Source organism: Thalassotalea litorea (assembly GCF_005843925.1).
Taxonomy (GTDB): domain Bacteria; phylum Pseudomonadota; class Gammaproteobacteria; order Enterobacterales; family Alteromonadaceae; genus Thalassotalea_A; species Thalassotalea_A litorea_A.
On record NZ_VCBC01000014.1, the window covers coordinates 59,393 to 84,506 of the forward strand.

26 protein-coding genes are annotated in these 25,114 nt (G+C 43.4%); 14 read left to right on the forward strand and 12 right to left on the reverse strand.

The window, feature by feature from the left end; translation table 11 throughout:
- Window positions 1–319: 319 nt before the first annotated feature.
- The 9 genes from FE810_RS17235 (at window position 320) to FE810_RS13615 (ending at window position 10,912) form a co-directional block, all read left to right on the forward strand.
- On the forward strand, window positions 320–1,798 hold the full coding sequence (locus FE810_RS17235; protein ID WP_138320609.1) for a polysaccharide lyase family 7 protein: 1,479 nt from the start codon (window positions 320–322) through the stop codon (window positions 1,796–1,798).
- Between the two features lie 292 nt (window positions 1,799–2,090).
- Entirely contained in the window at window positions 2,091–4,400 is a 2,310-nt protein-coding gene (locus FE810_RS13580) for a chondroitinase-B domain-containing protein (protein ID WP_138320610.1), read from the forward strand.
- A 108-nt stretch (window positions 4,401–4,508) separates the two neighbouring features.
- Window positions 4,509–5,465, forward strand: coding sequence for a polysaccharide lyase family 7 protein (locus tag FE810_RS13585; protein ID WP_138320611.1), 957 nt, complete (start codon window positions 4,509–4,511; stop codon window positions 5,463–5,465).
- Between the two features lie 558 nt (window positions 5,466–6,023).
- Complete coding sequence (locus tag FE810_RS13590; RefSeq protein ID WP_171022367.1) at window positions 6,024–6,554, forward strand: RNA polymerase sigma factor; 531 nt, start codon at window positions 6,024–6,026, stop codon at window positions 6,552–6,554.
- Complete coding sequence (locus FE810_RS13595; RefSeq protein ID WP_138320613.1) at window positions 6,541–7,116, forward strand: hypothetical protein; 576 nt, start codon at window positions 6,541–6,543, stop codon at window positions 7,114–7,116. Before FE810_RS13590 ends, FE810_RS13595 begins: the two co-directional genes overlap by 14 nt.
- A 26-nt stretch (window positions 7,117–7,142) precedes the next feature.
- Window positions 7,143–8,063, forward strand: coding sequence for a PDZ domain-containing protein (locus FE810_RS13600; protein WP_171022368.1), 921 nt, complete (start codon window positions 7,143–7,145; stop codon window positions 8,061–8,063).
- A gap of 198 nt (window positions 8,064–8,261) precedes the next feature.
- Window positions 8,262–9,707: a 30S ribosomal protein S12 methylthiotransferase RimO gene (rimO, locus tag FE810_RS13605; protein WP_138320615.1), complete on the forward strand. Its 1,446-nt coding sequence runs from the start codon at window positions 8,262–8,264 to the stop codon at window positions 9,705–9,707.
- A gap of 50 nt (window positions 9,708–9,757) precedes the next feature.
- The gene (locus tag FE810_RS13610; protein ID WP_246037060.1) at window positions 9,758–10,258 is read left to right on the forward strand and encodes an RNA methyltransferase; all 501 of its coding nucleotides are present in this window, start codon (window positions 9,758–9,760) and stop codon (window positions 10,256–10,258) included.
- Between the two features lie 267 nt (window positions 10,259–10,525).
- Window positions 10,526–10,912, forward strand: coding sequence for a DUF3718 domain-containing protein (locus FE810_RS13615; protein ID WP_171022369.1), 387 nt, complete (start codon window positions 10,526–10,528; stop codon window positions 10,910–10,912).
- A 31-nt stretch (window positions 10,913–10,943) separates the two neighbouring features.
- Here the strand turns inward: FE810_RS13615 and upp are convergent, their stop codons facing one another.
- Together upp and FE810_RS13625 are read right to left on the reverse strand one after the other, a co-directional pair.
- On the reverse strand, window positions 10,944–11,570 hold the full coding sequence (gene upp, locus FE810_RS13620; protein WP_138320618.1) for a uracil phosphoribosyltransferase: 627 nt from the start codon (window positions 11,568–11,570) through the stop codon (window positions 10,944–10,946).
- Window positions 11,571–11,704: 134 nt separating this feature from the next.
- The gene (locus FE810_RS13625; protein ID WP_171022374.1) at window positions 11,705–12,346 is read right to left on the reverse strand and encodes an MBL fold metallo-hydrolase; all 642 of its coding nucleotides are present in this window, start codon (window positions 12,344–12,346) and stop codon (window positions 11,705–11,707) included.
- A gap of 248 nt (window positions 12,347–12,594) precedes the next feature.
- Here FE810_RS13625 and FE810_RS13630 point away from each other — a divergent pair, with 248 nt between their 5' ends.
- The 3 genes from FE810_RS13630 (at window position 12,595) to FE810_RS13640 (ending at window position 15,530) form a co-directional block, all read left to right on the forward strand.
- Window positions 12,595–13,929: a sodium-dependent transporter gene (locus tag FE810_RS13630; RefSeq protein WP_138320620.1), complete on the forward strand. Its 1,335-nt coding sequence runs from the start codon at window positions 12,595–12,597 to the stop codon at window positions 13,927–13,929.
- A gap of 36 nt (window positions 13,930–13,965) precedes the next feature.
- Complete coding sequence (locus tag FE810_RS13635) at window positions 13,966–15,228, forward strand: dipeptidase (protein ID WP_246037061.1); 1,263 nt, start codon at window positions 13,966–13,968, stop codon at window positions 15,226–15,228.
- Between the two features lie 65 nt (window positions 15,229–15,293).
- Window positions 15,294–15,530: a hypothetical protein gene (locus FE810_RS13640; protein WP_138320621.1), complete on the forward strand. Its 237-nt coding sequence runs from the start codon at window positions 15,294–15,296 to the stop codon at window positions 15,528–15,530.
- 5 nt (window positions 15,531–15,535) lie between these two features.
- Here the strand turns inward: FE810_RS13640 and FE810_RS13645 are convergent, their stop codons facing one another.
- The 3 genes from FE810_RS13645 to FE810_RS13655 form a co-directional block, all read right to left on the reverse strand.
- Window positions 15,536–16,501, reverse strand: a complete 966-nt coding sequence (locus FE810_RS13645) for a metallophosphoesterase family protein (protein WP_138320622.1) — start codon at window positions 16,499–16,501, stop codon at window positions 15,536–15,538.
- Between the two features lie 138 nt (window positions 16,502–16,639).
- Complete coding sequence (locus FE810_RS13650) at window positions 16,640–17,143, reverse strand: RDD family protein (RefSeq protein ID WP_138320623.1); 504 nt, start codon at window positions 17,141–17,143, stop codon at window positions 16,640–16,642.
- Window positions 17,144–17,277: 134 nt separating this feature from the next.
- On the reverse strand, window positions 17,278–18,669 hold the full coding sequence (locus FE810_RS13655; protein WP_138320624.1) for a DNA recombination protein RmuC: 1,392 nt from the start codon (window positions 18,667–18,669) through the stop codon (window positions 17,278–17,280).
- A 186-nt stretch (window positions 18,670–18,855) separates the two neighbouring features.
- Here FE810_RS13655 and FE810_RS13660 point away from each other — a divergent pair, with 186 nt between their 5' ends.
- The gene (locus tag FE810_RS13660; protein WP_138320625.1) at window positions 18,856–19,314 is read left to right on the forward strand and encodes a methylglyoxal synthase; all 459 of its coding nucleotides are present in this window, start codon (window positions 18,856–18,858) and stop codon (window positions 19,312–19,314) included.
- 188 nt (window positions 19,315–19,502) lie between these two features.
- Here FE810_RS13660 and rsgA read toward each other — a convergent pair whose 3' ends face one another.
- The 3 genes from rsgA to FE810_RS13675 all read right to left on the reverse strand — a co-directional run bounded on the left by rsgA (window position 19,503) and on the right by FE810_RS13675 (window position 22,207).
- Window positions 19,503–20,549, reverse strand: a complete 1,047-nt coding sequence (gene rsgA, locus FE810_RS13665) for a ribosome small subunit-dependent GTPase A (RefSeq protein ID WP_138320626.1) — start codon at window positions 20,547–20,549, stop codon at window positions 19,503–19,505.
- Window positions 20,550–20,644: 95 nt separating this feature from the next.
- Window positions 20,645–21,646, reverse strand: a complete 1,002-nt coding sequence (locus FE810_RS13670) for an ERAP1-like C-terminal domain-containing protein (RefSeq protein WP_138320627.1) — start codon at window positions 21,644–21,646, stop codon at window positions 20,645–20,647.
- Window positions 21,647–21,778: 132 nt separating this feature from the next.
- Window positions 21,779–22,207 carry a potassium channel family protein gene (locus FE810_RS13675; RefSeq protein ID WP_138320628.1) on the reverse strand — a complete coding sequence of 143 codons (429 nt, stop codon included), beginning with the start codon at window positions 22,205–22,207 and terminating at the stop codon, window positions 21,779–21,781.
- 266 nt (window positions 22,208–22,473) lie between these two features.
- Between FE810_RS13675 and FE810_RS13680 the strand changes: the two genes are divergently transcribed.
- A complete protein-coding gene (locus FE810_RS13680) occupies window positions 22,474–23,118 on the forward strand; it encodes a hypothetical protein (RefSeq protein ID WP_138320629.1) in 645 nt (214 codons plus the stop codon).
- An 8-nt stretch (window positions 23,119–23,126) separates the two neighbouring features.
- Here the strand turns inward: FE810_RS13680 and FE810_RS13685 are convergent, their stop codons facing one another.
- From FE810_RS13685 to FE810_RS13700, 4 genes are all read right to left on the reverse strand, one after another.
- A complete protein-coding gene (locus FE810_RS13685) occupies window positions 23,127–23,354 on the reverse strand; it encodes a glutaredoxin family protein (RefSeq protein ID WP_138320630.1) in 228 nt (75 codons plus the stop codon).
- Window positions 23,355–23,419: 65 nt separating this feature from the next.
- Window positions 23,420–23,638: a TIGR02450 family Trp-rich protein gene (locus FE810_RS13690; protein ID WP_138320631.1), complete on the reverse strand. Its 219-nt coding sequence runs from the start codon at window positions 23,636–23,638 to the stop codon at window positions 23,420–23,422.
- A gap of 3 nt (window positions 23,639–23,641) precedes the next feature.
- Complete coding sequence (locus tag FE810_RS13695) at window positions 23,642–24,217, reverse strand: CIA30 family protein (protein ID WP_138320632.1); 576 nt, start codon at window positions 24,215–24,217, stop codon at window positions 23,642–23,644.
- Between the two features lie 218 nt (window positions 24,218–24,435).
- Window positions 24,436–25,035 (reverse strand): protein-disulfide isomerase, encoded by a 600-nt coding sequence (locus FE810_RS13700; protein WP_138320633.1) that lies wholly within the window; start codon window positions 25,033–25,035, stop codon window positions 24,436–24,438.
- Window positions 25,036–25,114: the final 79 nt, after the last annotated feature.

The following is a 25,114-nucleotide window of genomic DNA, read 5'->3' on the forward strand; positions in this document are numbered from 1 at the left end:
TAAAGAGCAACTAAGCCAACGAATAATCGGCAAGAATAGTGAACGCACCTGTTGTTATTATCGCGTTGAGAGGGAATGCCTAGTGAAAACAACTTTAATCGTTAGCTCTATTCGATTTGTTCAAAGGGTTATTCTTGCCTTATTCAAGCCAATTCTTAGAAGCCCCCTTGCATAAGCACCTATAGTTACAGCCAATTCTTAGAAGCCCCTTGCACAAGCACCTTTAGTTACAGCCTAATGTGCTCCGAACTGTCCGCTATAACGTAATCGGGTAAGGGCATGAATCCTCTCACTTGTCGGGTAAATATGATGAATAAGCATGGTGCTGCCTAAAACCCATCAATTATGCATTACCAATCAAGATTTTTTGTTTTACATTGACATCATCATTGGTAAGGTAGACAAATCTCAGTTATTAGAAAAACAAATTATGAAACGATTCACACAACTGGTATTTTTTTCGTTAATCAGTCTATTCATTACGGGATGTAATTCATCTTCTGAACCGGAAAAACCCGTTGATAAAACACCGGTTGAGCAAACGCCTGTAGAAACGCAGGAAGTCATCTGCTCGCCATTGGCTCGTTTGCCGACGATTGCAGCAAGCGCAAGTGCAGAACTTGAATCGAATGCACCTAGTTTCGCGATTGATGGTCAATTTCTTGTAGAGTCACAATGGCGGGTAGCGACAGATAACCAAGAGATCGTGCTGACACTCGACAAGATGTCATTAGTCAAAGGTTTATCAATTCTCTGGGACAATCCAGATCAACGCAGTTATAGTTTTGAAGCCTATACCTCTCAAGACGAAGTGAACTGGGTTTCAGTTCTGGCGCCAAGCACCAGTGACCCGCAATCGAACCGAGCTCAATATACACAACTGAGCGAATCTACGGCAAAATACATCAAGTTGGTTGTTCTGGGTAACTCCATCGACACAGAGCACGGTTTAATTGAAATAGAGAGTTTTGGTTGCGTCAGTAGCAGCGCTTCACAAATTGAGCTAGCGGATTGGTATTTAAGCATTCCGGTAGATGAAAACCTTTATTCAAAGGCAAAAAGCATCAAAGAAGATGAGCTTAAAGATGGTTATTTTAACCATGAATTTTTCTTTGAAGATATTGAAGGTGGCCTAGTTTTTCGAGCACCCGTCAGTGGTGCTAAGACATCCTCGAATACCAAATATACGAGAACCGAGTTACGGGAAATGCTCCGTCGCGGTGACACATCGATTAGCACTCAAGGGGTAAACGAGAATAACTGGGTTTTCTCTTCTGCACCACAAGATGACCTTGACCAGGCCGGTGGTATTGACGGAGAGCTGTATGCAGAGCTGGAAGTCAATCATGTCACCACAACTGGCGAACAATGGCAGATCGGGCGAGTGATTATCGGCCAGATCCACGCCAATGATGATGAGCCAATTCGAGTGTATTATCGAAAACTACCCGACAACGAACGAGGTTCAATCTATCTTGCCCATGAAATTCTCGGTGGTGATGACATTTACTTCGAAGTGCTGGGTAATCGTTCGCAAAGTGCCGACAACCCAGTCAATGGCATTGGTTTAGAAGAACGTTTTGCTTATCGAATTAAGGTTATTGGTAATGAACTGACTTTCACTTTGATACGTGAAGGTCAAGATGACATCAGACAAATAATCGATATGACTGACAGTGGTTATGACCAAGGCGGACAATACATGTACTTTAAAGCCGGTGTATATAACCAAAATAATACTGGAGAAGCGCAAGATTATGTCGAGGCGACCTTCTATAAAATTGACAATAGCCACTAACCTAAAAACCCCTTACTCTCAGCAGCCGTCTGGCACTCAGACGCCTAAACAGTGCGCTTTATCACTCACGATTTAGCGCACACCATTCCTGAGTCCATATCCTCAAATACAATTCGTAAAATTAGCCTTGAGTAATTGGCCTTACCAAAAGCACCGAACAGGTTATAATTGATTGCTTATTGGCTTGACAGATTGGTGAGATGCTGAGACTATCAATATCAATCTTTTTTGGAAGATTAGCTTTCTACGTAACAAATAAAACCATTAATAAAAAAAAGTGGGAATAACCAAAATGAAAATAAAAGTGTTGATGGCGTCATCGGCCATGTTGGCGTTGACAGCCTGTAACGACAGTGTTGTATCGGATAGTAGTGGTAATTCACTCGGTACAGTAGCGTTATCTGGGGATGCATTAGTAGGCTCTGCATTATCTGCAACCGTTTCGGACGGTAATGGTGTTGATGAGGGTAGCATCAGCTATACCTGGATGGCTGGCGATATGGTAATTTCAGGCGCAGCATCTAGCTCTTATCTTTTAACCAGTGACGAAGCCGGTTCAAAAATTACCGTTTCTGTTGCTTATACCGATAACGACGGCTACGACGAAAGCTTCAAGTCAACGGCAAGTTCAACGGTTGAAGTTCCAGCGACAAATGTACCTGGGACTATCACAATTACAGGTACACTTGAGTCTGGTCAGGTTATTACCGCAAATTTGATGGACGACAACGGTGTTGATCCATCGAACGTTACTTATAGCTGGATGGCTGATGGTACAGAATCCATTGGTAGTGATTCCAGCACCTTCCAGTTAACGGATGATCAAGTGGGTAAAACCATTACTGTGACTGCCGATTACGTGGATAACGACGGCTTTGAAGAAATGATTACATCTGCGGCAACGGCTGCGATAGCACCCAAACCCGATGTGATCCCGCCACAACCAGGTACAATCGTACTGTCTGGTGATGCTCTTGTTGGTCAAACATTAAATGCTGATGTTTCCGATGTAAACGGCATCGACGGCGACATTACTTATGTATGGATGGCTGACGATATGGTTATTGCCGGCGCGGCAAGCGAAGACTATATGTTAACAGCTGCTGAGCTAGGTAAAGTTATCTCAGTAAAAGCCACGTATACCGATGGTGACGGTGCCGCTGAAGCGCTGATGACCGATACTGGCGATCGTGTTTATTCTGCAATCGTTAAGAACGAAGCTGAATTAATCGCCGCAGTGGAATCTGCAAGCGAAAATGACTGGATTGCCTTAGCAAGTGCTAGTGGCGGTGACTATGCTGATATGGCAGCATTAACCATCGATGTCGATGGTTTGGTACTGACTCGCACGATGAGCAGTACAGCTGAAATCAGCGGTAATACGTGTATCGAAGTTAAAGGTACGGGTACTACGCTTGATGGCCTAACGTTTAAAGATACCATTTCAATTCCAGAATCTACCTGTGATGGTTCAAGCACCAGTAACGCCATGATCAAACTTGATGGTGAAGCGGTTATCGTTCGTAACAACACATTTGATGGTTATGCCGGTACGGTTGGTTTTAACGTCATTGAAGTTAAAGGCGAAGATAATGTTATCGAGCGTAACTTATTTACGGGCTGGGACAGCAGTATTGATAAGAGTGGTGCTATCTCTGTTTACACCGACCAAAAAGAAGGTGAGAAGGTAAATACAACCATTCAGTATAACCTGTTCAAAGATATGCAAACCGATTCTGGCGATCGTAAAAGTGGCGCGTATGTCATTCAGGTAGGTCGTTCTACCGGTAACGATGCAACCTTAATGAACAATCACACCATTCAATATAACCGCTTTGACGGTGTTGAAATTGATGAGCGTCTAATCAAGGTTCAGTCAAGTGCAACGACCATTATGGGTAACACCATTGTTAATTCAACCGGTATGATTTCTGTTGAAAATGGTGGATTTAGCACCGTATCAAACAACGTGATTATCCCAACGGGTGATGATAGTGATGACGGTGGTATTGCATTTGTATCTATGGGTCATACCATCTCCAACAATTATGTATCCAATGTCAGAACAACCTCTGGTGGTCGTGGTGCTATCTTTATCCACACTGATAAAGCAGACGATACCTCGAACCAGACGATTATCGCGGATAATGCTGGTGACCCTAGCGTGTTGATTTCACAAGTAACCGGCAACACGGTATACAATGCTCGTGAAGGCGTTAACTTCGATGAAAAATCTTGTTCTGGTAACGAACGTCCAAGCTTAAACTTTACCGATAACCTTATTGCCAACATTACCGGAAACAGTAATGCTGAATCATCAAAAGGTACGCTTTCGGTGAAATTTGATAACTCGGGCTGTACTGTTGATGTCCTGACATTTGCCAACAATCATGTTTATGCAAAAGATGTGACCGATGGTGGTTCCATTGATATTTCGACAACGTCAGGTGCGCTTGATGACGCCGACCTTACTGCAGCGAATGCTGATGGTCTGGTAAGTGGCCAAGGCGTTGATGCGGGTATTGGTGCTGATACATCAAAACTCATGTTAATCGAAGAAAGTCAGGTTGGTCCTAACTCGACCTGGACTGCAGACGATTAATCAGTATTAAGTCAAAGTAGTCAGTGCTCCCCGTACACTGGCTACTTTCTTAACTTCTCTAAAAGCAACTACCCTTCCTGTACTAACCGTTAAAGAGGTCATTAGCCAATGTCTCGACCATTACATAAATTAAAACGAATCCAATTTTTTACTGCTTTGCTCAGTGCCATTGTATTTATTGGTAGCTCACACGCAGAACCAATGACCAATAGCCGTGGCGAAGTAATTACGTTAGATCCTAATAAAAAACCTTCACAAAATTTTGATTTAAGCGACTGGAGCATTAGTCTGCCAATCGATACTAACGAAGATGGTATTGCTGACAATGTGCCAGAAACCTATTTATCGAAAGGATTATCGGTAGAACCAATATTCTATACGGCTGCAGATGGCGGTATGGTATTTGCGGCGCCAGTAAAAGGCCCGAAAACATCGAAGAACACTAGTTACACCCGTGCCGAACTCAGAGAAATGCTACGCGCTGGTGACAACAGTATTGCCGTAAAAGGCATTACCAAAAATAACTGGGTATTTAGTTCGAACAAGCGACGAATTCGTAAAAAGGCGGGCGCCGTTGATGGCGTTCTCGAAGCGACGCTAGCGGTCAATCACGTGACCACTACCGGTGACGCTAAGCAAGTCGGCCGGGTTATTATCGGTCAGATTCACGCCAAAGATGACGAGCCGGTACGGTTATATTATCGCAAGCTTCCTAATAATACCCATGGTGCTATTTATATTGCGCATGAGCCATTAACCGGCGATGAACAATGGTATGACATGATCGGCTCACGCGCCAGCAACGCGAAAAATGATGAAGACGGCGTGTTACTCGATGAAGTATTCAGTTATCGCATTGATGCCAAAGGCGACTTATTGACCGTCACCATTATTCGTCCTGGAAAAGAGGATGTGGTTGAAGAAGTCGATATGAGCGATAGTGGTTACAATAAAAGTGACCAATACATGTATTTTAAAGCGGGTGTGTATAACCAAAATAACACCGGCGAAGACAATGACTTTGTACAGGCGACCTTCTACCAGTTAGATAACAGCCACGATTAGCTGGTTTTACCTGGCCATAACAATATTCCATTTATATAGAAAAGCACCTTAATACGGTGCTTTTTTTATATAAACGGAATAACAATAAAATAATCGACTTTTCTCAGTCTTCCTGAGATCAGGCCAATAAATTTTAATACCAAAATCGCTAACCTTGATGGCTCAACAACGGCAAAACACAGCGCGCCTGTGGTGAATATCCCCCTGGTTTCAGTTACTGGACTAATACTTACCGTTCGTAACAATTTCTCTAAAGTTACTAATCATCCAGAGTAATCGATATAAGGAATAAACCTCGATTGGTGATGCCCAAGTAGCAACTCAGCATTAACCTATATAACAACGACGCAGCAAGTTGTTGCCATTATATGGACGCTGCACGCCCTAACCTTCTGTCTTTATTATTTTTTTTATAAAGTTCGATGTTATTATCAATAGCAGAAAAATTTGCAACCGACTGTAACCTTTTTCCTACAGATATAGTCTATTAGGTTAAATCACAAAAATAATTTTGGGAGAATAAGTATTTCCGGTTTTAACCAGCTGATATCGCGAAGCGTGATCGAAAAAGCTCAGGCGAACGACCAACAGTCACGCGCGCAGATATATAAAACCTATGCTAATGCCTGTTATACATTGGCTTATCGCCTCTGTTACGAACAAATGTTAGCAGAGGACATTGTCTCGGAAGTATTTATAAAAGCCTTCTCGCAACTACATCAATTTCGTTTTCAAGGGCCATTTCCCGGTTGGCTGCGCCGCATTGTTGTGCACGAGAGTTTTAATAAGATCAAATCAGAGCGCAAATTCTACACAACCAATGATGAAGAAATATTAGAAATTGAAACGACAGATTTATTTTCCACTAATTGGTTATCGGCTTGTATTGATCTCGACTACTTGCTTAAACAGTTACCCCCAAAGCAACGAGCGGTTATGATTTTACATGAACTGGAAGGCTTCAAACATAAGGAGATCGCCGAGCTCTTTGGTAAATCAGAAAGCTTTTCAAAAACGACCCTCACCCGTGCCTATCAATCATTGAAAATGATGGTTACTGAACAGGAACAGCAACATGCACTTAAATGATCAACAATTATTATCAGCGAACCCATCCCATCAGGATCATTTAAACCAATGCCTTAAATGTCAACGAAAAGCGCAACAATTAAGAGGATTCAGGTCTAGACTTGCCGCATTGCCGGAACTAAACCTACCGCAGCAAAAACTGCATTTAGTCACTCCGCAACAGCAATGTCCGAAAAATAGGATTAAGCCAGGACAGCTGGAAAGTTCAAATACACTGTTTAGTCGTTGCAATGAAGTGTTTGGAACACTGGCGGTTGCTTCTGTGGTAATCGCGGTAATATTGTTCGCTCCAGTCTCAATAGCTCCTATCAATCAAAAAACAGATAATTTGACTCAATTGATCCAACAAAATTTTGAGTTACAAGAAGCACTCTTAGCACAACAACAAAATGAGCTCAGTCAGATCAACTATCAACTGTTGCTGCTGGATTCTGAAATACAGAATGCATACTTTCAATATCAACCAGTGGCTAACATTGAGAACTTGTGGATGCAGCGTAAAAAGCTAATAAAACAGCATTTAAACAAATCACATGAAGCAAATTTTGTTTTTAGAATATAACCAAGAGCATGTATGAGGACCTCCCTGTGAAATACAATAAAACTTCATTTAGCCTGATATTAACATTGATGATAATTAACATTTTCAGCAGTTTTCAAATATTGGCCTCTGACTCAGAGCTTTCACCAGAATCCACAAAACACATTGAAACGCTGCGATCCGAAATCATATCAACGTTGCTGGCAATTTCAGATATTGAAAACAAAGCAGGAAAGGACATGAGTGACTTTCACTATACCCTGAAAATACCTGCTCAGGAGCATATTAGCATTGGCCTTCTTGTTGACACTCAAGACCGCAAAGACGGATTTAACGTAATAGGAGTTATTCCTGGCAGCGTTGTTGAACAGGTGGGCATTAAAGCTAATGACAAAATAGTTTCGGTGAATAATATTCAAGTTTCTACTGTGGAAAACCTCGATCAAATGAAGAATCTTTGGCATTTTAAAGCAAATGAACAATTGACCCTGGGGGTTAGCTCTGAAGGTAATACAAGAGAAGTAACCTTTAAAGTGCCAGGCGTTTATTTGCCAGAGGTGAAACTTAGTATCGTTGCCCAGAGTCACGTGTCTGCAGCAATGTTAGCGCAAGCAAATGCGCAATTCCCCACCAGTAATTGTGGAATAATCTCGGTAACGAATACGTCGGATAAAAACGAAATCAGTACGGTAAAATTTTTAAAGATAGATACCACCAATATCGACGTTAGCCGCAGGTTCAGGCAAGTCGCTCCCGGTAAACACCAAATCCTTCTGGGCCTGGGTAACCGCTACAACGAAGCTCTTTATGACAGTGAATACCAAACCATAGAAATAGATGTACAGCCTGGTATCAAATATTCCCTTGGCGCTCTTGTGGAAAAAGATCCGAAACGTGCAAGAGGTGGACGACAATGGCAACCAATTATATGGAAAACAGAAGCGAAGGACTGTGTCGCTAGTCAATAGAATATAAGAATTGAGAAGGGGCGGTGATCAATCATGTTTCACTCGCATATACCGTACCGCCCTTTTCGCCTTGCCTTGATAACCTTCTTAGGAAAGCGTTAAGCCTCTTAACAATTAATAACCAGACATTGTTTCCAGATTCTTGTATAATCCGCCGTCTGAAAATCCTTCTATTTTTCTGGTTTTGAAAGGCACATAATGACCGTTGAACAATTTGACCCAAAGAATCCTACATCTACCGTTCAATCTGATATTAAGCAAACAACAACATTAGAAACTCCTGCAAAAGTTCTGGCAGAGCAAAATCAAACCGCCAAGCATATCGATAATGCTTCGCGTATCGGCTTTGTCAGTCTCGGTTGCCCTAAAAATCTGGTAGATTCTGAACGGATACTCACCCAGCTGCGCACCGAAGGTTATGACGTCGTGCCAAGCTACGATGATGCGGATTTGGTTATCGTAAATACCTGTGGCTTTATTGATTCCGCCGTTCAGGAATCCTTAGACACCATTGGTGAAGCGCTCAAAGAAAATGGTAAAGTTCTGGTTACCGGTTGTCTTGGCGCCAAAGAAGACGAAATTACTGAGATTCATCCCAATGTTTTAGGCGTTACCGGGCCTCATGCTTACGAAGAAGTATTGAATCAAGTCCATCAACACGTAGAAAAGCCCAAACATAATCCTTTTGTCGATTTGGTGCCAGAGCAAGGCGTTAAGCTGACCCCAAAACATTTCGCCTATTTAAAGATATCCGAAGGCTGTAACCATCGTTGTACCTTCTGCATTATTCCATCGATGCGCGGTGATTTAGATTCACGCCCTATCGGTGATGTCCTAAGTGAAGCGAAACGTCTGGCAAATGCTGGAGTAAAAGAATTACTGGTGATTTCCCAGGACACTTCAGCTTATGGTGTTGATGTCAAACATAAGACCGATTTCTGGGACGGCATGCCGGTAAAAACCAGTATGCTCAAGTTATGCGAAGAACTTGGTAAAATGGGCATTTGGGTGCGTTTACACTACGTCTACCCTTACCCGCATGTCGATGACGTCATTCCGTTAATGGCTGAAGGTAAAATTTTACCTTATCTGGATATTCCGTTTCAGCATGCCAGCAAGCGTATATTGAAACTAATGAAACGCCCGGGCAATGCCGACCGTACCTTAGAGCGCATTAAAAAATGGCGTGAAACGTGTCCAGAGTTGGTGATCCGTTCTACCTTTATTGTTGGTTTTCCAGGAGAAACTGAAGAAGAATTCAAAGAATTGTTGGAATTTTTACGAGAAGCTCAGCTGGATCGTGTCGGTGCCTTTGCCTATTCGCCGGTAGAGGGCGCTACGGCTAATGAGCTGCCAGATCAAATTGACGAAGAAACCAAGCAACAGCGATTACAACGTTTTATGGAAGTTCAGTCTGAAATAAGTGCGGCGAAACTGCAGCAACGCATTGGTAATGAGTATCAGGTACTAATTGATGAAGTTAACGCCGAAGGCGCTATCGGTCGAACCTATATGGATGCACCGGAAATCGATGGTCTGGTTTACTTGAGTGACGAATTTGACGTAAAACCGGGCGATAAAATATGGGCACAGGTGATCCACGCTGATGCACATGATGTCTGGGCGATTAAAGTCGAAGACTAAATAGCATCGCTATTTTTCGCCAACAATCCTTGTCAAAAGAGAGTCGCTACGTGAGAAAAGTCAGTATTGGATTAACAAACCCAAAAAGTCCGGCTAATGTTGGTGCGGTGCTTCGTGCCGCCGGTTGTTATCAAGCCGGGCAGATTTTCTATAGCGGCACACGTTACGACTATGCGGCGAAGTTTCATACCGATACCAAAAACGCCAGTCAGAACGTTCCTCTGCAACAATCCCCTTGCTTACTTCAGGCGAAGCCTGCGGGCGCTAAGCTAATTTGTGTCGATTTAGTCGAAGGTGCCGTTCCCTTGCCTGAATTTGAACACCCGGAACAAGCCTATTATGTGTTTGGTCCTGAAGATGGCACCATAGAACAAGGGATTATCGATGCGGCCGATGCCGTGGTTTACGTCCCGACCAAAGGCTGCATGAATTTAGCAGCCTCGGTCAATGTTCTGCTTTATGATCGGTTGGCGAAAGATCTCAATCGAAATCAGGGTGATGACCTTATTAAAGCCAGTCGTGATACCAACAATAAAGTCAAAGTTAGGTAAATACCGCGCTTTTTACGCTTCCGACAGCGCTAGACGGCCAAAACCATAGAATATTTTTACTCACCTAAACACATTGTTCAACACAACAAGATTTCAATTTAATCGCTTATTTTCAATGAGTTATTAATCGGATCACTATCAACACTTGAATTATATTGTTGCATACTTATGTTGTTACATCTGGAAGTAATCTGTTAACTCTTTTCATCCGTAAATTTCCTAGAATCGAAGATACCCCGAGTCGGGACAATGAGAGGAGATTCTCTGATGAAACGCACCAACCTTTTAGCACTAATCGCTACCTGTACCCTTCCAACAAGCGTGCTTGCCGCGGATATTGAATTTGTTGCCAAAGACAGTTCACTTGCAACGAAAACCTGCATAGCAGCAGCGAGTAACAATGTATCCGAGTTAAAAATGAACACTCGTAGGGGCTTCGACAACAATTACCGCTTGCTCAGTGAAACGCTATCCTGCAACGGACTGGACATCAACAGTTTTGCCCATGCATTTGGTGCCAGCAACACCAATGCATTATTGAATAACCGGGTAAGTCGCAAGTATCGCATCGACGACAATGTCGACATCATTGATATTTCTGGCAGCTACCCGCCGCTTACTGGCAAGGTGCAAGTTATTGTCAGCGGTAAGTAGGGCAAATGTAACGCTCGCAGCTGCGGATTCGTTATTGAGTTCCAAATAATCGGTCTCCGGCATCGCCTAAGCCGGGGACGATATAGCCATTCTGATCTAGGTGCTCGTCAATGGAAGCCGTAAACAGTTGGATATCCGGATGATGCTTTGCCAGGCGTTCCAGCCCTTCTGGAGATGCCACCAGCACTAACACGGCTATTTGCTTGGCGCCATGTTGTTTTAGCGTGTCTATCGTCGCAATTAACGTTCCCCCCGTCGCTAACATCGGATCAATCACATAGACCATCCGTTGCTCCAACGCTTTGACCAACTTCTCAAAGTAGATCACCGGCTCAAATGTCTTGTGATTACGATACATTCCAATCACTGAAATCCGCGCATTGGGCACTAAGGTTAATACACCATCCAGCATGCCCATACCTGCCCGAAGCACTGGTACTACGGTTGGCTTTTTACCGCAGATGGCTTCAATTTCTGTATCTCCACACCAGGTAGAGATGGACTGATATTCGGTCGGTAAATGGCGACTGGCTTCGTAGGTGAGCATAATTGACAGCTCTGTTACGAGCTGTCGGAATTTTTGAGTGGATATGTTTTTGTTGCGCAATAATCCAAGCTTATGGCGAACCAGAGGATGACTTAGTTGCGAGATCTGCATAACGATACTGAAAAAGCTTTAAACCTTAAGTATGGACAACAATTTCAATATTGCATGGGATGAAATTAACCCTGTAGAGAAATTCTGGCCTATAACTCTGGTGATTACTCTGGCAAAGCGCTCTGAGTAAAAGACTAGCGTACGCCCTCTCCTACAAAAGGATTTGTCGCACGCTCTTCGCCGAAGGTTCCCATTGGGCCATGGCCAGGAATAAATTGAACATCATCCCCTAACGGCCACAGTTTTGTTTTTATCGATGCAATCAATTGTTGCTGATCTCCCCTTGGAAAGTCGGTACGACCTATCGAACCTCTAAACAGCACGTCACCAACTTGGGCAAGTTTGCTTTGTCGATGGAAAAACACCACATGCCCTGGTGTATGCCCAGGGCAAAAATAGACTTCCAATGTCTCATTCCCTAACGTGACCGAGTCACCATCTTCTAACCAGCGGTTGGTCACAAAAGCATCGACCGGCTCAAAGCCAAACCTTTGCACTTGCTCAGGAAACAGATCAATCCAGAATTGGTCATCTTTATGAGGCCCTTCAATCTGCAGTTTTTCGCGTCTGGCAAGCTCTTCAGTGCCACCGGCATGATCAAGATGTGCATGGGTGAGAAAAATTTTGGTTAAATTAACCCCTTGCTTTTGCGCTGCATCGAGTAATCTGTCTACTTCACCGCCGGGATCGATAATCGCCCCTTCCATCGTGTCATCACACCAGATAAGCGTACAATTTTGTTGGAATGGTGTGACTGGAATAATTTGATACTGCAACATAGTTTTACATGCCCATAAATTAACAACGCATTAACGATACGTATAAATTAGCATAACCAATGAATTGCAATCCAGTTGGTTCTTTATGCTCTGCCATAAATTGGCAAGACAATAACGTTAGCCCAGTTAGCGTAAATTTGCTGATGAATCTCAGACTTTTCTCAATGGATTGCCATTAACACTTGCAATAGCCTTGGCAAAATCGTTAAGCTCACGGGTCTATAAAAATAATCTTTGAAGTTACTATGACCACCGTTCGCGATTCCTTTCATACCCGTATTGGATTTATTCTGGCAGCAGCCGGTTCTGCTATTGGCTTAGGCAATATCTGGGGCTTTCCCACACAAGCCGCCAACAATGGCGGTGGCGCATTTTTGTTTATTTATTTAATCGTAACCTTGTTGCTTGCCTTGCCAGCCCTTTATTCAGAAATGTATATCGGAAACCAGACCCAGAAAAATCCGGTCGGCGCATTGCAAGAAGCCTGTGCGTCTAAATCCGCCGGGCTTGGAAAATTTGCTGGATTATTTGGGTTAATGGGCGCGATTTTGATGCTCAGTTTCTACTCCATCGTTGCTGGCTGGATGTTATCTCACGCATTGGCACCAATTGCTGAATTCTTTGATTTTAGCAGCGCATCACAATGGCTGGAAACCAGCAGCCTTGGCCGCAATATTGTTTTCACGCCGATATTTATCGTGTTAACGGCATTGATTATTTTTCGGGGTATTCACAAAGGCATTGAACGTTGGTCATCCCGATTGATGCCCGCATTATTTGTCATGCTTATTGGTTTGATTATCTATATCTTGCAACAGCCGGGGGCCAGTGAAGGCCTGGAAATGTATCTGGTACCGGATTTTAGCCAAATCACCAATCCAAAATTAATTATCTCTGCCATGGGACAAGCCTTCTTTTCGTTATCCATCGGTGTTGGTGGCATGATGGTCTATGGTAGCTACCTGAAAAAAGGCGACAATTTAGGCAAGCTGGTGGTTTCAATCACCGCTCTGGATACATTGATTGCATTTTTGGCCGGTTTATTAATTATTCCAGCGCTATTTGTCGCCCAACATAATGGTTTGAAAGTATTCGACAATGGCGTACTTATTGGTGAAGGTCAGTTGATTTTTAATATCCTACCGAACCTGTTTGATGCCATGGGTGATGTCGGCATAATTGTCGGTTTAGTGTTTTTCTCTTTAATGTCGATGGCAGCATTAACTTCAACGCTATCCTCTACCGAAGTGCCAGTTTCCTATCTGGTTGAAGAAAAGAACATGTCGCGCAATAGCGCAACCTTAGGCGTATCGGTTGTGGTTCTTATTGCAAGCATGACACTCGTGGCCTTTTTTGACCCCCTATTTGGCATGATTATTACCTGGGTAAACACCTTTCAATTGCCAATTATGGGACTATTTTACTTTATTGTAGTTGGCTGGTTATGGAGCCGTGGTAATCGATTACAACAAGAAGCAAAACGCGGTGACAGTTTGTGGATCACAGTATGGGCCAACTATATCCGTTTTGTTTGCCCTATTTTGTTAAGCATCGTATTTATCAATGTTGCCTTTCGCTAATTTCCCTTTTAGTTGATTTATCAAAGGATTATAAAAATGAAAAAATCATATTGGATGAAGCCCGCGACAGTGTCACTGTTGTCAGTATTAAGTGCGAGCGCCTGCAGTGACGCACCTGCTGAACCAAGGGTTCAGGATATCGTCGCCTCGGAAAAAGCAAAACAGCTTGCCCAACAACATATCATCGTCGATACCCATATTGATGTGCCTTATCGCCTCGAATATCGCTATGAAGACGTAACAAAAGCCACTGAAAAAGGAGAATTTGATTTACCCCGCGCACAACAAGGTGGATTGAATGCGGCCTTTATGTCGATTTATACGCCGCCGGCCTTGGAAGATGAACCTGGCGAACATCGTTATGGCCCCAAAGCTATGGCAGATTTATTGATTGATCGCGTCGAAGCCATTGTTGGCCGTGCACCCAATGACTTTGGACTGGCTTATACCGTAAAAGATGTTCAGGATAACTTTGCCGCCGGTAAAGTGTCACTGCCTTTGGGTATGGAAAACGGTAGCCCGATTGAAGGTGATTTGGCGAACCTGGAACATTTTTACAAACGTGGTGTTCGCTACATTACGCTTGCTCATAGTGAAAGCAACCACATTAGTGATTCGTCCTATTCCGATGACAAGCACTGGGAAGGGTTAAGTCCATTTGGCAAAGATCTGGTCAAAGCGATGAACGAAATGGGCGTAATGATCGATATTTCACACGTCAGCGATCAGGCATTTTTTCAAGTGATGGAGCTTAGCACTGCGCCAGTTATTGCGTCTCATTCATCATTACGCCATTTTACGCCGGGTATGGAGCGTAATATGAGCGATGAAATGCTAAGTGCACTAAAAGACAATGGTGGCGTGATTCAAATTAACTTCGGCTCTTATTTTCTAACCAATGAAGCCTATCAATGGGATGAGATTAAAGCGAAAAAAGTTGATGCATTTATTAAAGAGCACAAACTTGCACAAGACGATAAAAAAGTGAAAGAATTCGAGGCGAATTATCTGGCGCAGAACCCTTATCCGTTTGCATCCATTAATGATGTGCTAGACCATATCGACCGAACGGTTGAAATCGCAGGGATTGACTATGTTGGTATTGGTTCTGATTATGATGGTGTTGGCGACAGCTTACCAACAGGTTTGAAAGATGTCAGCAGCTTTCCAAATCTGGTCGAAGGTCTGATACAACGTGGCTATAGCGATGAAGATATTGCCAAAATTTTGGGGCAAAATCTGATCCGCGTATGGCAACAGGTTGAAGACGTGGCGGCTAAATCAACGTTGGCCAGCTAGCAGAATCCAATCCAGGCAGTTGCTTCGCGCCGCTGCCTGTGTTTTCAGCCGACAAGGATGCGGATATGAAATTCAGGCGCTTATTTCGGCCAATATCAAGCAATATGAAAGATGAGCGTGAGGTTATTTTTTTAGAGTTCATCGTCACATTTATTTGTATAGGTTTCGCTTTTATCGCCAAAGATGCGCAACTGATGATGCTGTATTACCCGATGATAATATTGGCTGGAAGCTGTATTATTTCGGCTTGTTACCACATTATACTGCTGTATATGGATAACCGTCCTGAAGATTCTGACTAAAGTATTTACGGCATAGTCGTTTTTGGCTTCATGCCCTGCAACGTAATATTTAACAATTCTGGTACCCCGGATTCATCGATAGTGACCCAGAGAATATGGTCCATAGCCGTTCCAGCTGCGCCTTCAATGATAGCTCCGCCAGTGGTTCCCATCACGATATAGTCTCTCCCCTTTCGCTCGCTATGGCTATATGCATGCACGTGACCAGCAATTACCGTGTAATTGAGTTTCGCCAGAGAGCGTTCGATTTCATTAAAATGATGGGCGTTATCTGACTGCCAGGCAGGTTTATGCATCAGGAGAAATACCCATTTCGCATCCAGATTAGCATTTATCGCTTCGATAAAGTAATCTCTCTGGGCTTCGCTGATTGCTCCATATTTTTGCTCTGGGGCTTGTGCATATGCAGTATCTTTAAATTTTTGGGGAGACTGTTCATAAATGACAAAGGCTTTTTGACGAAGACGCTCTAGTTCCGAAAAACGTTGTTCGCTATAGTCTTCGCTATCAAGAATAAGAAACAACACGTCATTCTGGCGAATGTGATAATAACGAGGTCCTATCTCACGCTGATACCATTGTCGCTGAACGAGATTAGAAATGTCATGATTTCCTACCGTAGGATAAAATGGCCTGTCAATCACCGACAACCGGCGAATAAACGACTGCCACTCGCGATTTAGCTGTTCGATATCATTCGTACCGCCCGAGATTAAATCGCCAACAGACAAAACAAAATCCGGCTGCAGCTGATGTAAACGATGTGCCGCTTCACTAAATACTCCTGGCCTTTCCCCGCCAGTCAGATCACCAATTATCGCAAAACGCATTACATTTTTTGTCGACTTTACCGATTCAAACGTAATCAGGTTTTTATAGGCCGCTTGCGCGAATTTTGGTTGTGTAAATACAAATAGGAAACAACATGCAAACGCAAGGAAACTTGATAGAGTCGCTTTGGTCTTAACCACTACTCTTCCACTTACCGTGATTTATCTAAGGTGAGAGAAAGTTTAGTTGAAAAGGGTTTAAGTCGCGACAGAGGCTCTTAATCGATACGATTGATCGGATCTCAGCAGCGAGTAAAACCCTGTCGCACGCGCAATCGATTAGCCGCCGTTACAATTAACCACATATGTCGCCGCTACCCTGTCATGCAGACATTGTTTGGAACCACTGAAAATAAAAAGGATGTTAACGAAATTAATAAAACCGCCGATGATGGGAATAAGTGGTATACCAAGGTAAAATGCATAGCGCGCGACAAGTACACCAAAATCCGCTTGCTTATCATCTTCGGTCACAATTTTAATGCTCAATAGTTTTTTACCAACCGTCTGGCCTGTCGAAATTAGAAATTGACCGTTTATCACAACAAAAACCGCGACACCAATAAGTCCAAACAATAAATTGAACAAAATTCCAGGTTCAACACCATTCATAACATCGTCAAAAAAACCGGCAAAATACATTATTGGCACTAATATCAACATCATAACCATTGAGTCCACCATTGCAGCGAAAAACCGGCGCCAACGACTGGCCAGCTGATATTGTTGATTAGTCTCTGTTGTAAGCTCAGCTTGCGGCGCTTCAAAATGATTTTTTTCCAAAATACTTCCTTAAATTCTATTTCAAGTTCTACTTGTATAACGTCAGGGCAACCAGCGAGTTTTTATTGTTAACAGCAGGTTAAATTAAACAATACATTTTACCGTATGCCATAGCAATCCAAATATCAGTATACCTAATTGATGTTATTGAGTAATTTGTCGGAATCATTGCTAACGTCCAACAGGGCATCATTTTCCTGAGTAGGCTCCTTCGTCATCTCCACTTGATCAATTTTAGCAAAACGACGACTTATCTTATGCGCACTGGTATGGATTTGCTTAACATCACTCGCCGCCTGATCAATGTGTCGGGCCAAATTATCGAAGCGGCTGGTAAATCGATTGAAATCCTCGCCGAGCATTGCCAGATGCTCCTGAATAATATGCACCTGTTGCCGGGTTGCTTCGTCTTTTAACACCGAACGCGCCGTCGTCAATATCGCCATTAATGTCGTAGGCGATGCCAGCCATACCCGTGCCCGGTGCGCGATTTCCACCAACTCCGGGTAGTGACCATGAATTTCTGCAAAGATGGCTTCTGCCGGAATAAACATTACCGCACCATCGGCAGTCTCATTACTGATGAGATACTTTTCTGAGATATCTTTGATGTGTTTTTTAATGTCTTGGCGAAACTGAGTTTGGGCCGCCTTGCGCTCGGCATTGGTAAGCTGTAAATCCTGCATCCGTTGATAAGACTCCAACGGGAATTTAGAGTCGATCACGACATTGCCTGTTGGCTTTGGTAAAAACAACATACAATCCGCAATTTTTCCATTCGACAATGTGTGTTGAATAGAGAAATGCTTTTCAGGTAATACATTGCGGATCAATGCATTGAGTTGTACTTCACCAAACGCGCCCCGGGAACGTTTATCCGCAAGCACTTCCTGTAGGCTAACCACATTCGATGAAAGCTCGGTGATCTTCTTTTGTGCGTCGTCGATTAGCGCTAAACGTTTAAGAATGTCATTAAAGGTTTTGGTGGTTTTTTCAAACCCCTCGGATAAGCGATTTTCGACTTCTTTAGAAATATCTTTCAAACGATTATCGGTTGAATCTGTCAGCTCTTTCATGCTGCTGGCCAGCGCTTTCGAGCTTTGTTGTAGGCTTTCCTGCATTTCCTGGCGATGAGCCTGGGTTGATTGCTGTAAATGCTCAATGAGTTGCTTAAAGCCGCTTGTTTGGTTCTGGCTGAACTTTTCTTTGTGCTCATGCAGTGCTTGCATCAAGGCAAGGTGATTTTCGCTGCTCACTTTGATTTGTTGTTGCTGCATTTGAAATAAGAGCTTTTGGATTTGGCTTTGCTGGCCGTGTAGCATCTGTTGAAAACTCTGCTGTATCGATGTTGTTAACTGCGGGACCAGCGATTCGCCAAGCTGCTGTGCCAATGGCTGTTCAAGCTGTTGCTGCAATATTGCCAGAGTTTTTCGATGTAATTGCCATTGCCAGATAAATAAAATAAGCACGAGCGCCGTACTGATCAGGCAAAAAAGAGTGAGATGAGTAACCTGTAATTGTTCCATGGCTAGGGCCTAAACCACTGAGTATATTTACAGTCATTTAAACATTAAAACCCGTGCGATGCAAAAGTCATATGACGTTAATTGATTTATTAGACCTAAGTCTGCATGGGTGGAAGGTTGTAGTTTCTGAACAATTACTTTAAGTTAAAAACTTCAACACAAAATGAACCTCAACGGTATAAGTGGATGTTATTTAAGAAAGTCACCACCTCAGATGTAAAAACCATCGCCCTGGTCGCGCACGATAATATGAAACCGGCCTTAATGGACTGGGTGGTCGCGCATAAAGACAAATTGATGCCTCACAAACTCTATGCAACTGGCACAACCGGAAGTGTGTTAGAGCAGAAAACGGGAATGACCATCAATAAACTGATCAGCGGCCCGTTAGGCGGCGATCAACAAATCGGAGCCCTGATCACCGAACAGGTAATTGATGTCATGATTTTTTTCTGGGACCCACTCGAAGCCCAACCCCATGACCCCGATGTAAAAGCTCTACTGCGTCTGGCCGCCGTGTGGAATATTCCCGTTGCCTGTAATGTGGCTACCGCAGATCTATTAATTACGTCCAGCCTGTTTGATAAACCATTCGATAAAAACATTCCCGATTACGAGCGCTATCTTTGCGAGCGCACCCAATAGAATACCTGAAAACGTTCCTGCGTTTACCTGATGCCAGGAGCGTTAACCTCGCAGTTATCCAACGGCAGAAGATCCCCGTTTCCCCGTATTTGCGTCATAAACGCCATTCATCGTTTAAAACGTTTACCGCATGCTAAATTACCTCACCGTGCGCCAGCGATTCACACATACGTAAATTTCCACAAGTTTTATTTACCCCGCTTGCGGCTTCGGGAGTCATTTTGAATGCTATTTATCATCTTGCCAAACGCTTTATCTTTGGCGCGTTTTTGCGCCAACGTGGCACTATTAAAGGCTTGCTCGCGCATCAGTTTCTCAAAACTTTGAAAGCGACGTTGGTTCAGTTCACCGAGCTTTAAGGCCTTTTGAATCTCGCAACCGGGCTCGTTTGTATGGCTACAATCACCAAAACGGCAGCGCTCGGCCAGTTCAATAATCTCCTTAAACGTTTCCTTAACCCCTTGTTCGGCCGCGCCAAGTTGCAATTCACGCATTCCAGGGGTGTCTAAAATCAATCCCCCAGATGGTAACAACTGCAAAGAACGATAGGTTGTCGTGTGCCGTCCTTTGCTATCATCTTCGCGGATCCCAGCCGTTTCCAACACGGTTTCACCAATCAGTGTATTGGCCAGAGTTGATTTTCCCACCCCCGAAGATCCCAACAACACCAGGGTATCACCAGCGCGGTAATACTCCGACAATGGTTGGACTTGCTCATTGGATAACGCATTCAAGGTCACCACACTGACTCTGTTATCGAGTTGTTGAACCTGCTCAGCCAATGCTTGCGGATCATCACACAAGTCGGCTTTGGTTAAAACCACCAAAGGTTCAACCCCCGCTTCACGAACCAATACAAGGTAACGCTCTATACGACTCAGATTAAAATCCTGATTTAGGGAAGAAACCAATATCGCCACATCAATATTGGCGGCAATACGCTGGGTGTCGACTTTTGTGCCAGGGGCTTTGCGCGCAAACAAAGATTGTCGTTCCAACACACGATGTAGGCGGAGCTCTTGGTCAAATAGCACCCAGTCACCAACACAAATATCTTCAATTTGATGGGTTAATTCAATCGTAACTGCCCCACCCTCTATCGCTAATTTAACCTGACTACGATGATGCTCAACCACTCGCCCAATGTCATAGTCCTCGTATTCCTCTAACGACAGTTGTTGCTGAAAAAAAGGACGCCAACCCAGTTGTGCTAACGTTAATCGAGACTTGTTCATGTAAAATACTTATTGGTTGAAATCAAACCATGCGCCGGTATTTTGGCGACAGTTCAATATTGGCCTTTAATTCAAAAGCGACAGATGGAATGTAATTAATTATAGGTTGTCAAAAAATCATTGAGCAATGGTTTTTGCAATTGCTTGACCTGCAAGCATTGTGCAGTATCGCTTAGCTGTTTTTGTAAACTGCTTTGAAAAATGCTGCGCTTGTCATTGAAAAAATCATAAAGCGCCTGGGCATTATCCCATTGGCACGATGGTGTAAAGACTTCCGGTAAGACACTTTGATACAGCAGGGGTAAATTGGCGACCCATTTACCAAAGTCATCCTCGAGCCATTGGTAGAGAATTTTCTGTTCCTTATTTTGCCAAAACAAACGTTGTAAAATGTAGACACGCTCGCCGGAAGTTAAGTTCGCTTTCGGGGTATGTTCGAAAATATAATGTATGGATGTTGGATCTTGAAAATACATTGCCTGGACTACGCTTTTGCGCAGCTCCTGATTTTCGGTAGATGCCGTCACCTGAAAATAGCGATGTACCAACTCCTGTTGATTACGACTGGCAAATATTGCGCTAATGCGCAGCGCCTCAGTTCCAAGCTCCGGGCTGATATCGGAATCTCCCGTTAAATATTCAGGAGCCAGGCTTTGCAAGTAGGTGACTATCTGTTTATTGCGGCCAAACTGGGCCAACGCGCGAAGCATACGAGCACGTAAATAAACCATGTCATAGGGTTGACCTTCCACTTCTTTTAACCCCACTTCATCAAGCCAGGGTTTCAGTAGCGCATTAACAAAATACGCGTACGAGTAAAGATTACGCTTATCGAGGTACACATAGCCAATACTGATAATTTCGTCGATCACAACGAGTGCAGCGGCCGAGTGTTTCGTTGCGGCAAGGGTTTCAAGAACTTTTAAATGATCATTGATGGTTTTATCACCATTATCAAGAGCCTTGCGACTGTCCACGATGATATGAATTTGACGCTCAGCACTTTGCGCCAGCAGATCATTATGAGCCGGCAGTGCTTGTGCTGTATATGATGTAAATAACGACCAACAAAAACCAACGGCCATCAAGATTGGCAAAACATTGCCGTAATGGCACACCGTATGAAGTCGGTTAAAGTGATGAGTGAATTTTGACCCGAGCAAACCAAATTTCCATTTAAGTCCGTCTGATCCAGTGTAGTTTGTTCTTAAATTTTTGCTTAGCGAATGTTATTCACTTTTCCCCCAGTCGCGCTGCATTTCCAAAAACAGAAATGATGCCGTCCAGGTGATTAATACCAACCCAGTTAAAGACACGATACCAGTTAAAAAACGAATATCGCCCGTTGGCGTAATATCTCCAAAACCCAAGGTTGAATAAGTGGTAAATGAAAAATACACGCAATCGAGCAAGGCGCCGGAAAAATCGCCCTTAAATTCACCGAAGCCAAAATCATGGTGCATCCAGTAAAACACCAGTCCAAATATCCAGATTTCTACTGTGTGTGCCATCAAGGCACCGACGACTCCGATTAACGTTCGGTATTTCGGTGCAATATGAATTCTTGGCAACAATTTGGACAAATACCACAGTGATTCGTAGTGGATCAGCACCACTAAGGCTACCACTAAGGTATTAATCAGGGTTATTTTAATCATCGACACTCGTCCCCATCGATAAAATCATCGCTCTATAATCCTTATATTTACAGATTGTTAGAATTTTTTACAATCTCAGTTGCAAAATATACCAGCCTTGACTTAACTCAATTTAACCCGGTTACTTTATGAGTATTACAAATGTCCGGGAAGTGGCAAAGCTAATATTAACAACTAAACTTCTTTAATAACCTGTTAATCCCAATAAGCTATGCAGTATCTATGGAGTTTGAATAGAGATTAACTTAACGGGTGGAGTATATTGTATGTTCCATCAAAATATGACGATTAAACTGTGGCTGGCTATCTGGTTAACGTTTATCGGATTATATTTCGTTTTACCTCAATCAGAACTTCTCGAGCAGGAAAATTTCGTCTTGCCAATCATGGAAAATCCCCCTGAAGAAGAGCAAAGTCGCCAAAATTATAGTGGCGAAACGCAACTGCGCCCGGGTTTAAATCAATCAAGCCAATCGGTTGCACCGTCCATTGAACCGAACAACGTCGAGTCTCTCGCCAGCTCTGGCATGAATACAAGCACAGGTGCTAATAATCGCGTCAACGGTGTGGACGCTGAAGAGGGGTTTCCCCACGATACGACCGTCAGCAATGATAGCTACATTGCAAATGCGAACCTGCCCTACATACCAGAATTGGAAGTCGGCGTGACCGAAAGAGCTCAGGTTCTCAATACCCTTGGTCAACCCGCAAGACAGCTCCAGCACGGTAAGGTCCTAGAATATTATTTTGGACAGCATAGTGAGTCTTTGCAGGTGCTTACGGAAGAGGAATCGAACTTACTATTGCAAAGTGAAGTCGACTCGCACATCCCTATGTATCACTTGATGATTGAATTTGATACCAACAATGTCATTATGGCGATGAATATGCAGCCGCTACAACAATTATAACGTCCCACCTACTCTTTCATCATCGCTTCAAAGCCTTTTATCGAAAATCCATTTAAATATCGATCACCAATTTTCAGCACCGGCACTGCGCGAAAACCCGTTCGGTTGAATTCTTTTTGCCCTGCAGGGGTGGATACATTGCACAACCGGTACGGAATGTTTTTTTGATTCAGGTAAGTTTTTGCGGTTTCACAATGGGGGCAACGATTGCGGGTATACAACACGATTTTTTTCATTGAATTTTAGTCTCTGTATCCTAAGCCAGGCTCAGTAATAAACAAAAAATACGACGGATGCGCGGTTACTGCCAGCCCATTAACCACCGTTCCTGATCTTTGAGTTCTCGCCAATCAATAGAAAAAGGCTTGCCATTTAAAATGGCTTGAATTTGGCAGTTTTCCACGCGATTTTCTTCATCATAGTCAACAGCCACAACAATAAAGTGTTTCTGTCGATTTTCAATCTGGCACTTGGTCCATTTGCTATTCAGCAATTTTTTAGGGTTTATTTGATTCGCCATGGGTTATTGTTCAGCCAAAAATTTGATGCTATGAATATGCAGAGAAAACTGACCTTGCTGTTGCTCAGAAATTAGAAATCCAACTTGTTCAATATCTTCGAGTGCCAGCTTGGGAACTTTCTCAAGCACCATACCGCGATACGTCGCGATAAAGTCTTTCGGCTCAAAAAATAAGGTAAGCCATTCATTTTCAATGGTATTAAAACTGACCTGATACGCATAGCTATCAAACTCACGGTTGGTACGAACACGAAATTGATAGCGGCCGCCGTCACCTTTGACGCGAATGGAAATTCGCTGGGCCTGACTTTGGACCGGAGTCGAGAGTAAACGCCGGATGGATGCAAAGCCACCGTTGTTTTTCAATGAAAGCATCCCAAAAAAGATGCCATTATTGTCTTCTAGCAAAAATTGCCCTTCGGAGATCCCACCCATGACGGTGTCGTTAACCACCAACCATTTTTGCAATTCTTCCCTATCGGAAAAGTCGACAATTTTCATTTCACTTGAACGCACGCTTTGCCACGGTATCAGTCCCCACACCAACGTCAAACATGCCAGCTTCAACAAAGTCTTCATAGTTTATCCAGAGCATGACAACATTCGAGTATTCAATAGATGACTATACATTACGAATTTGTCTGGAATTTCGATCAAGCCGGTATCAGGGGAGTCTCCTCGCAAGGGATCATGCACTAAAGGCTTCGATACCTCAGATAAATAATCTCCTTCCTTGAAGGCCATACCAGCAATTATGACACTACATTAGAATAGAATACGGTCGAGCTTCTTGCGAACTAAGAAAGCTCCATTTCCACACCTTCGACAACTTTACCCGGGTGGGTCAGATATAAATTGTGATTGAGTAGCACAATACGTTCATCATGAGCGACGAGAAGTGCAGGAAAAGCGGTGGTCTCAATGACCTCTTGAAGCTCAGCGACATCCGCCAATTGATGCTCCGCATCTTTTGACAATTTGTCTTTGAACACCTTTCCAGGAATGGATAAACGAAAACGCTCCGCCATACTGTCAAAGTCCTCAGGCCCTACCATGAGTAAACCTTCCTGAAAATGAAGACGTTGAATTTCTTCGAGTACTTCAAGAGCAATGTCAGGTTGCTTCGCACTCAACCAAGCCATCAAATTGACGACCGTTGTCGCATCCTGAGGCTGTTCACACCCGCGGGTATAATCTAGGGAAAAGCTTACAGTACTTTGATTGGCCACAGTTTCTGCCAGCGTTTTTTTCACACCATCGGTGCCATCAAAATAAGCGACATGCAGCAAGTGCAGTTGCATCTCTGGGTGTGCATCCACTAATGCTCGCACTAACGCGGTGGTTGCGTAACTCCAGGGACAGTGGGAGTCATAAATAAAAAACAATTCGCGATTCATATTAAGCTGTTCTAAAAGAAAAAAACGAAGTGTAATTAGTTTAGCAGTTTAATACCAGCGCCTACTGAACTTTAACCCC

Bases quoted from the DNA above. Each gene is read 5' to 3' on its own strand.
- FE810_RS17235 (WP_138320609.1), top strand. From the start codon at position 320: ATGGTGCTGCCTAAAACCCATCAATTATGCATTACCAATCAAGATTTT.
- FE810_RS13580 (WP_138320610.1), top strand. From the start codon at position 2,091: ATGAAAATAAAAGTGTTGATGGCGTCATCGGCCATGTTGGCGTTGACA.
- FE810_RS13585 (WP_138320611.1), top strand. From the start codon at position 4,509: ATGTCTCGACCATTACATAAATTAAAACGAATCCAATTTTTTACTGCT.
- FE810_RS13595 (WP_138320613.1), top strand. From the start codon at position 6,541: ATGCACTTAAATGATCAACAATTATTATCAGCGAACCCATCCCATCAG.
- rimO (WP_138320615.1), top strand. From the start codon at position 8,262: ATGACCGTTGAACAATTTGACCCAAAGAATCCTACATCTACCGTTCAA.
- FE810_RS13615 (WP_171022369.1), top strand. From the start codon at position 10,526: ATGAAACGCACCAACCTTTTAGCACTAATCGCTACCTGTACCCTTCCA.
- upp (WP_138320618.1), bottom strand. From the start codon at position 11,570: ATGCAGATCTCGCAACTAAGTCATCCTCTGGTTCGCCATAAGCTTGGA.
- FE810_RS13630 (WP_138320620.1), top strand. From the start codon at position 12,595: ATGACCACCGTTCGCGATTCCTTTCATACCCGTATTGGATTTATTCTG.
- FE810_RS13635 (WP_246037061.1), top strand. From the start codon at position 13,966: ATGAAAAAATCATATTGGATGAAGCCCGCGACAGTGTCACTGTTGTCA.
- FE810_RS13640 (WP_138320621.1), top strand. From the start codon at position 15,294: ATGAAATTCAGGCGCTTATTTCGGCCAATATCAAGCAATATGAAAGAT.
- FE810_RS13655 (WP_138320624.1), bottom strand. From the start codon at position 18,669: ATGGAACAATTACAGGTTACTCATCTCACTCTTTTTTGCCTGATCAGT.
- FE810_RS13660 (WP_138320625.1), top strand. From the start codon at position 18,856: ATGTTATTTAAGAAAGTCACCACCTCAGATGTAAAAACCATCGCCCTG.
- rsgA (WP_138320626.1), bottom strand. From the start codon at position 20,549: ATGAACAAGTCTCGATTAACGTTAGCACAACTGGGTTGGCGTCCTTTT.
- FE810_RS13675 (WP_138320628.1), bottom strand. From the start codon at position 22,207: ATGATTAAAATAACCCTGATTAATACCTTAGTGGTAGCCTTAGTGGTG.
- FE810_RS13680 (WP_138320629.1), top strand. From the start codon at position 22,474: ATGTTCCATCAAAATATGACGATTAAACTGTGGCTGGCTATCTGGTTA.
- FE810_RS13685 (WP_138320630.1), bottom strand. From the start codon at position 23,354: ATGAAAAAAATCGTGTTGTATACCCGCAATCGTTGCCCCCATTGTGAA.
- FE810_RS13690 (WP_138320631.1), bottom strand. From the start codon at position 23,638: ATGGCGAATCAAATAAACCCTAAAAAATTGCTGAATAGCAAATGGACC.
- FE810_RS13695 (WP_138320632.1), bottom strand. From the start codon at position 24,217: ATGAAGACTTTGTTGAAGCTGGCATGTTTGACGTTGGTGTGGGGACTG.
- FE810_RS13700 (WP_138320633.1), bottom strand. From the start codon at position 25,035: ATGAATCGCGAATTGTTTTTTATTTATGACTCCCACTGTCCCTGGAGT.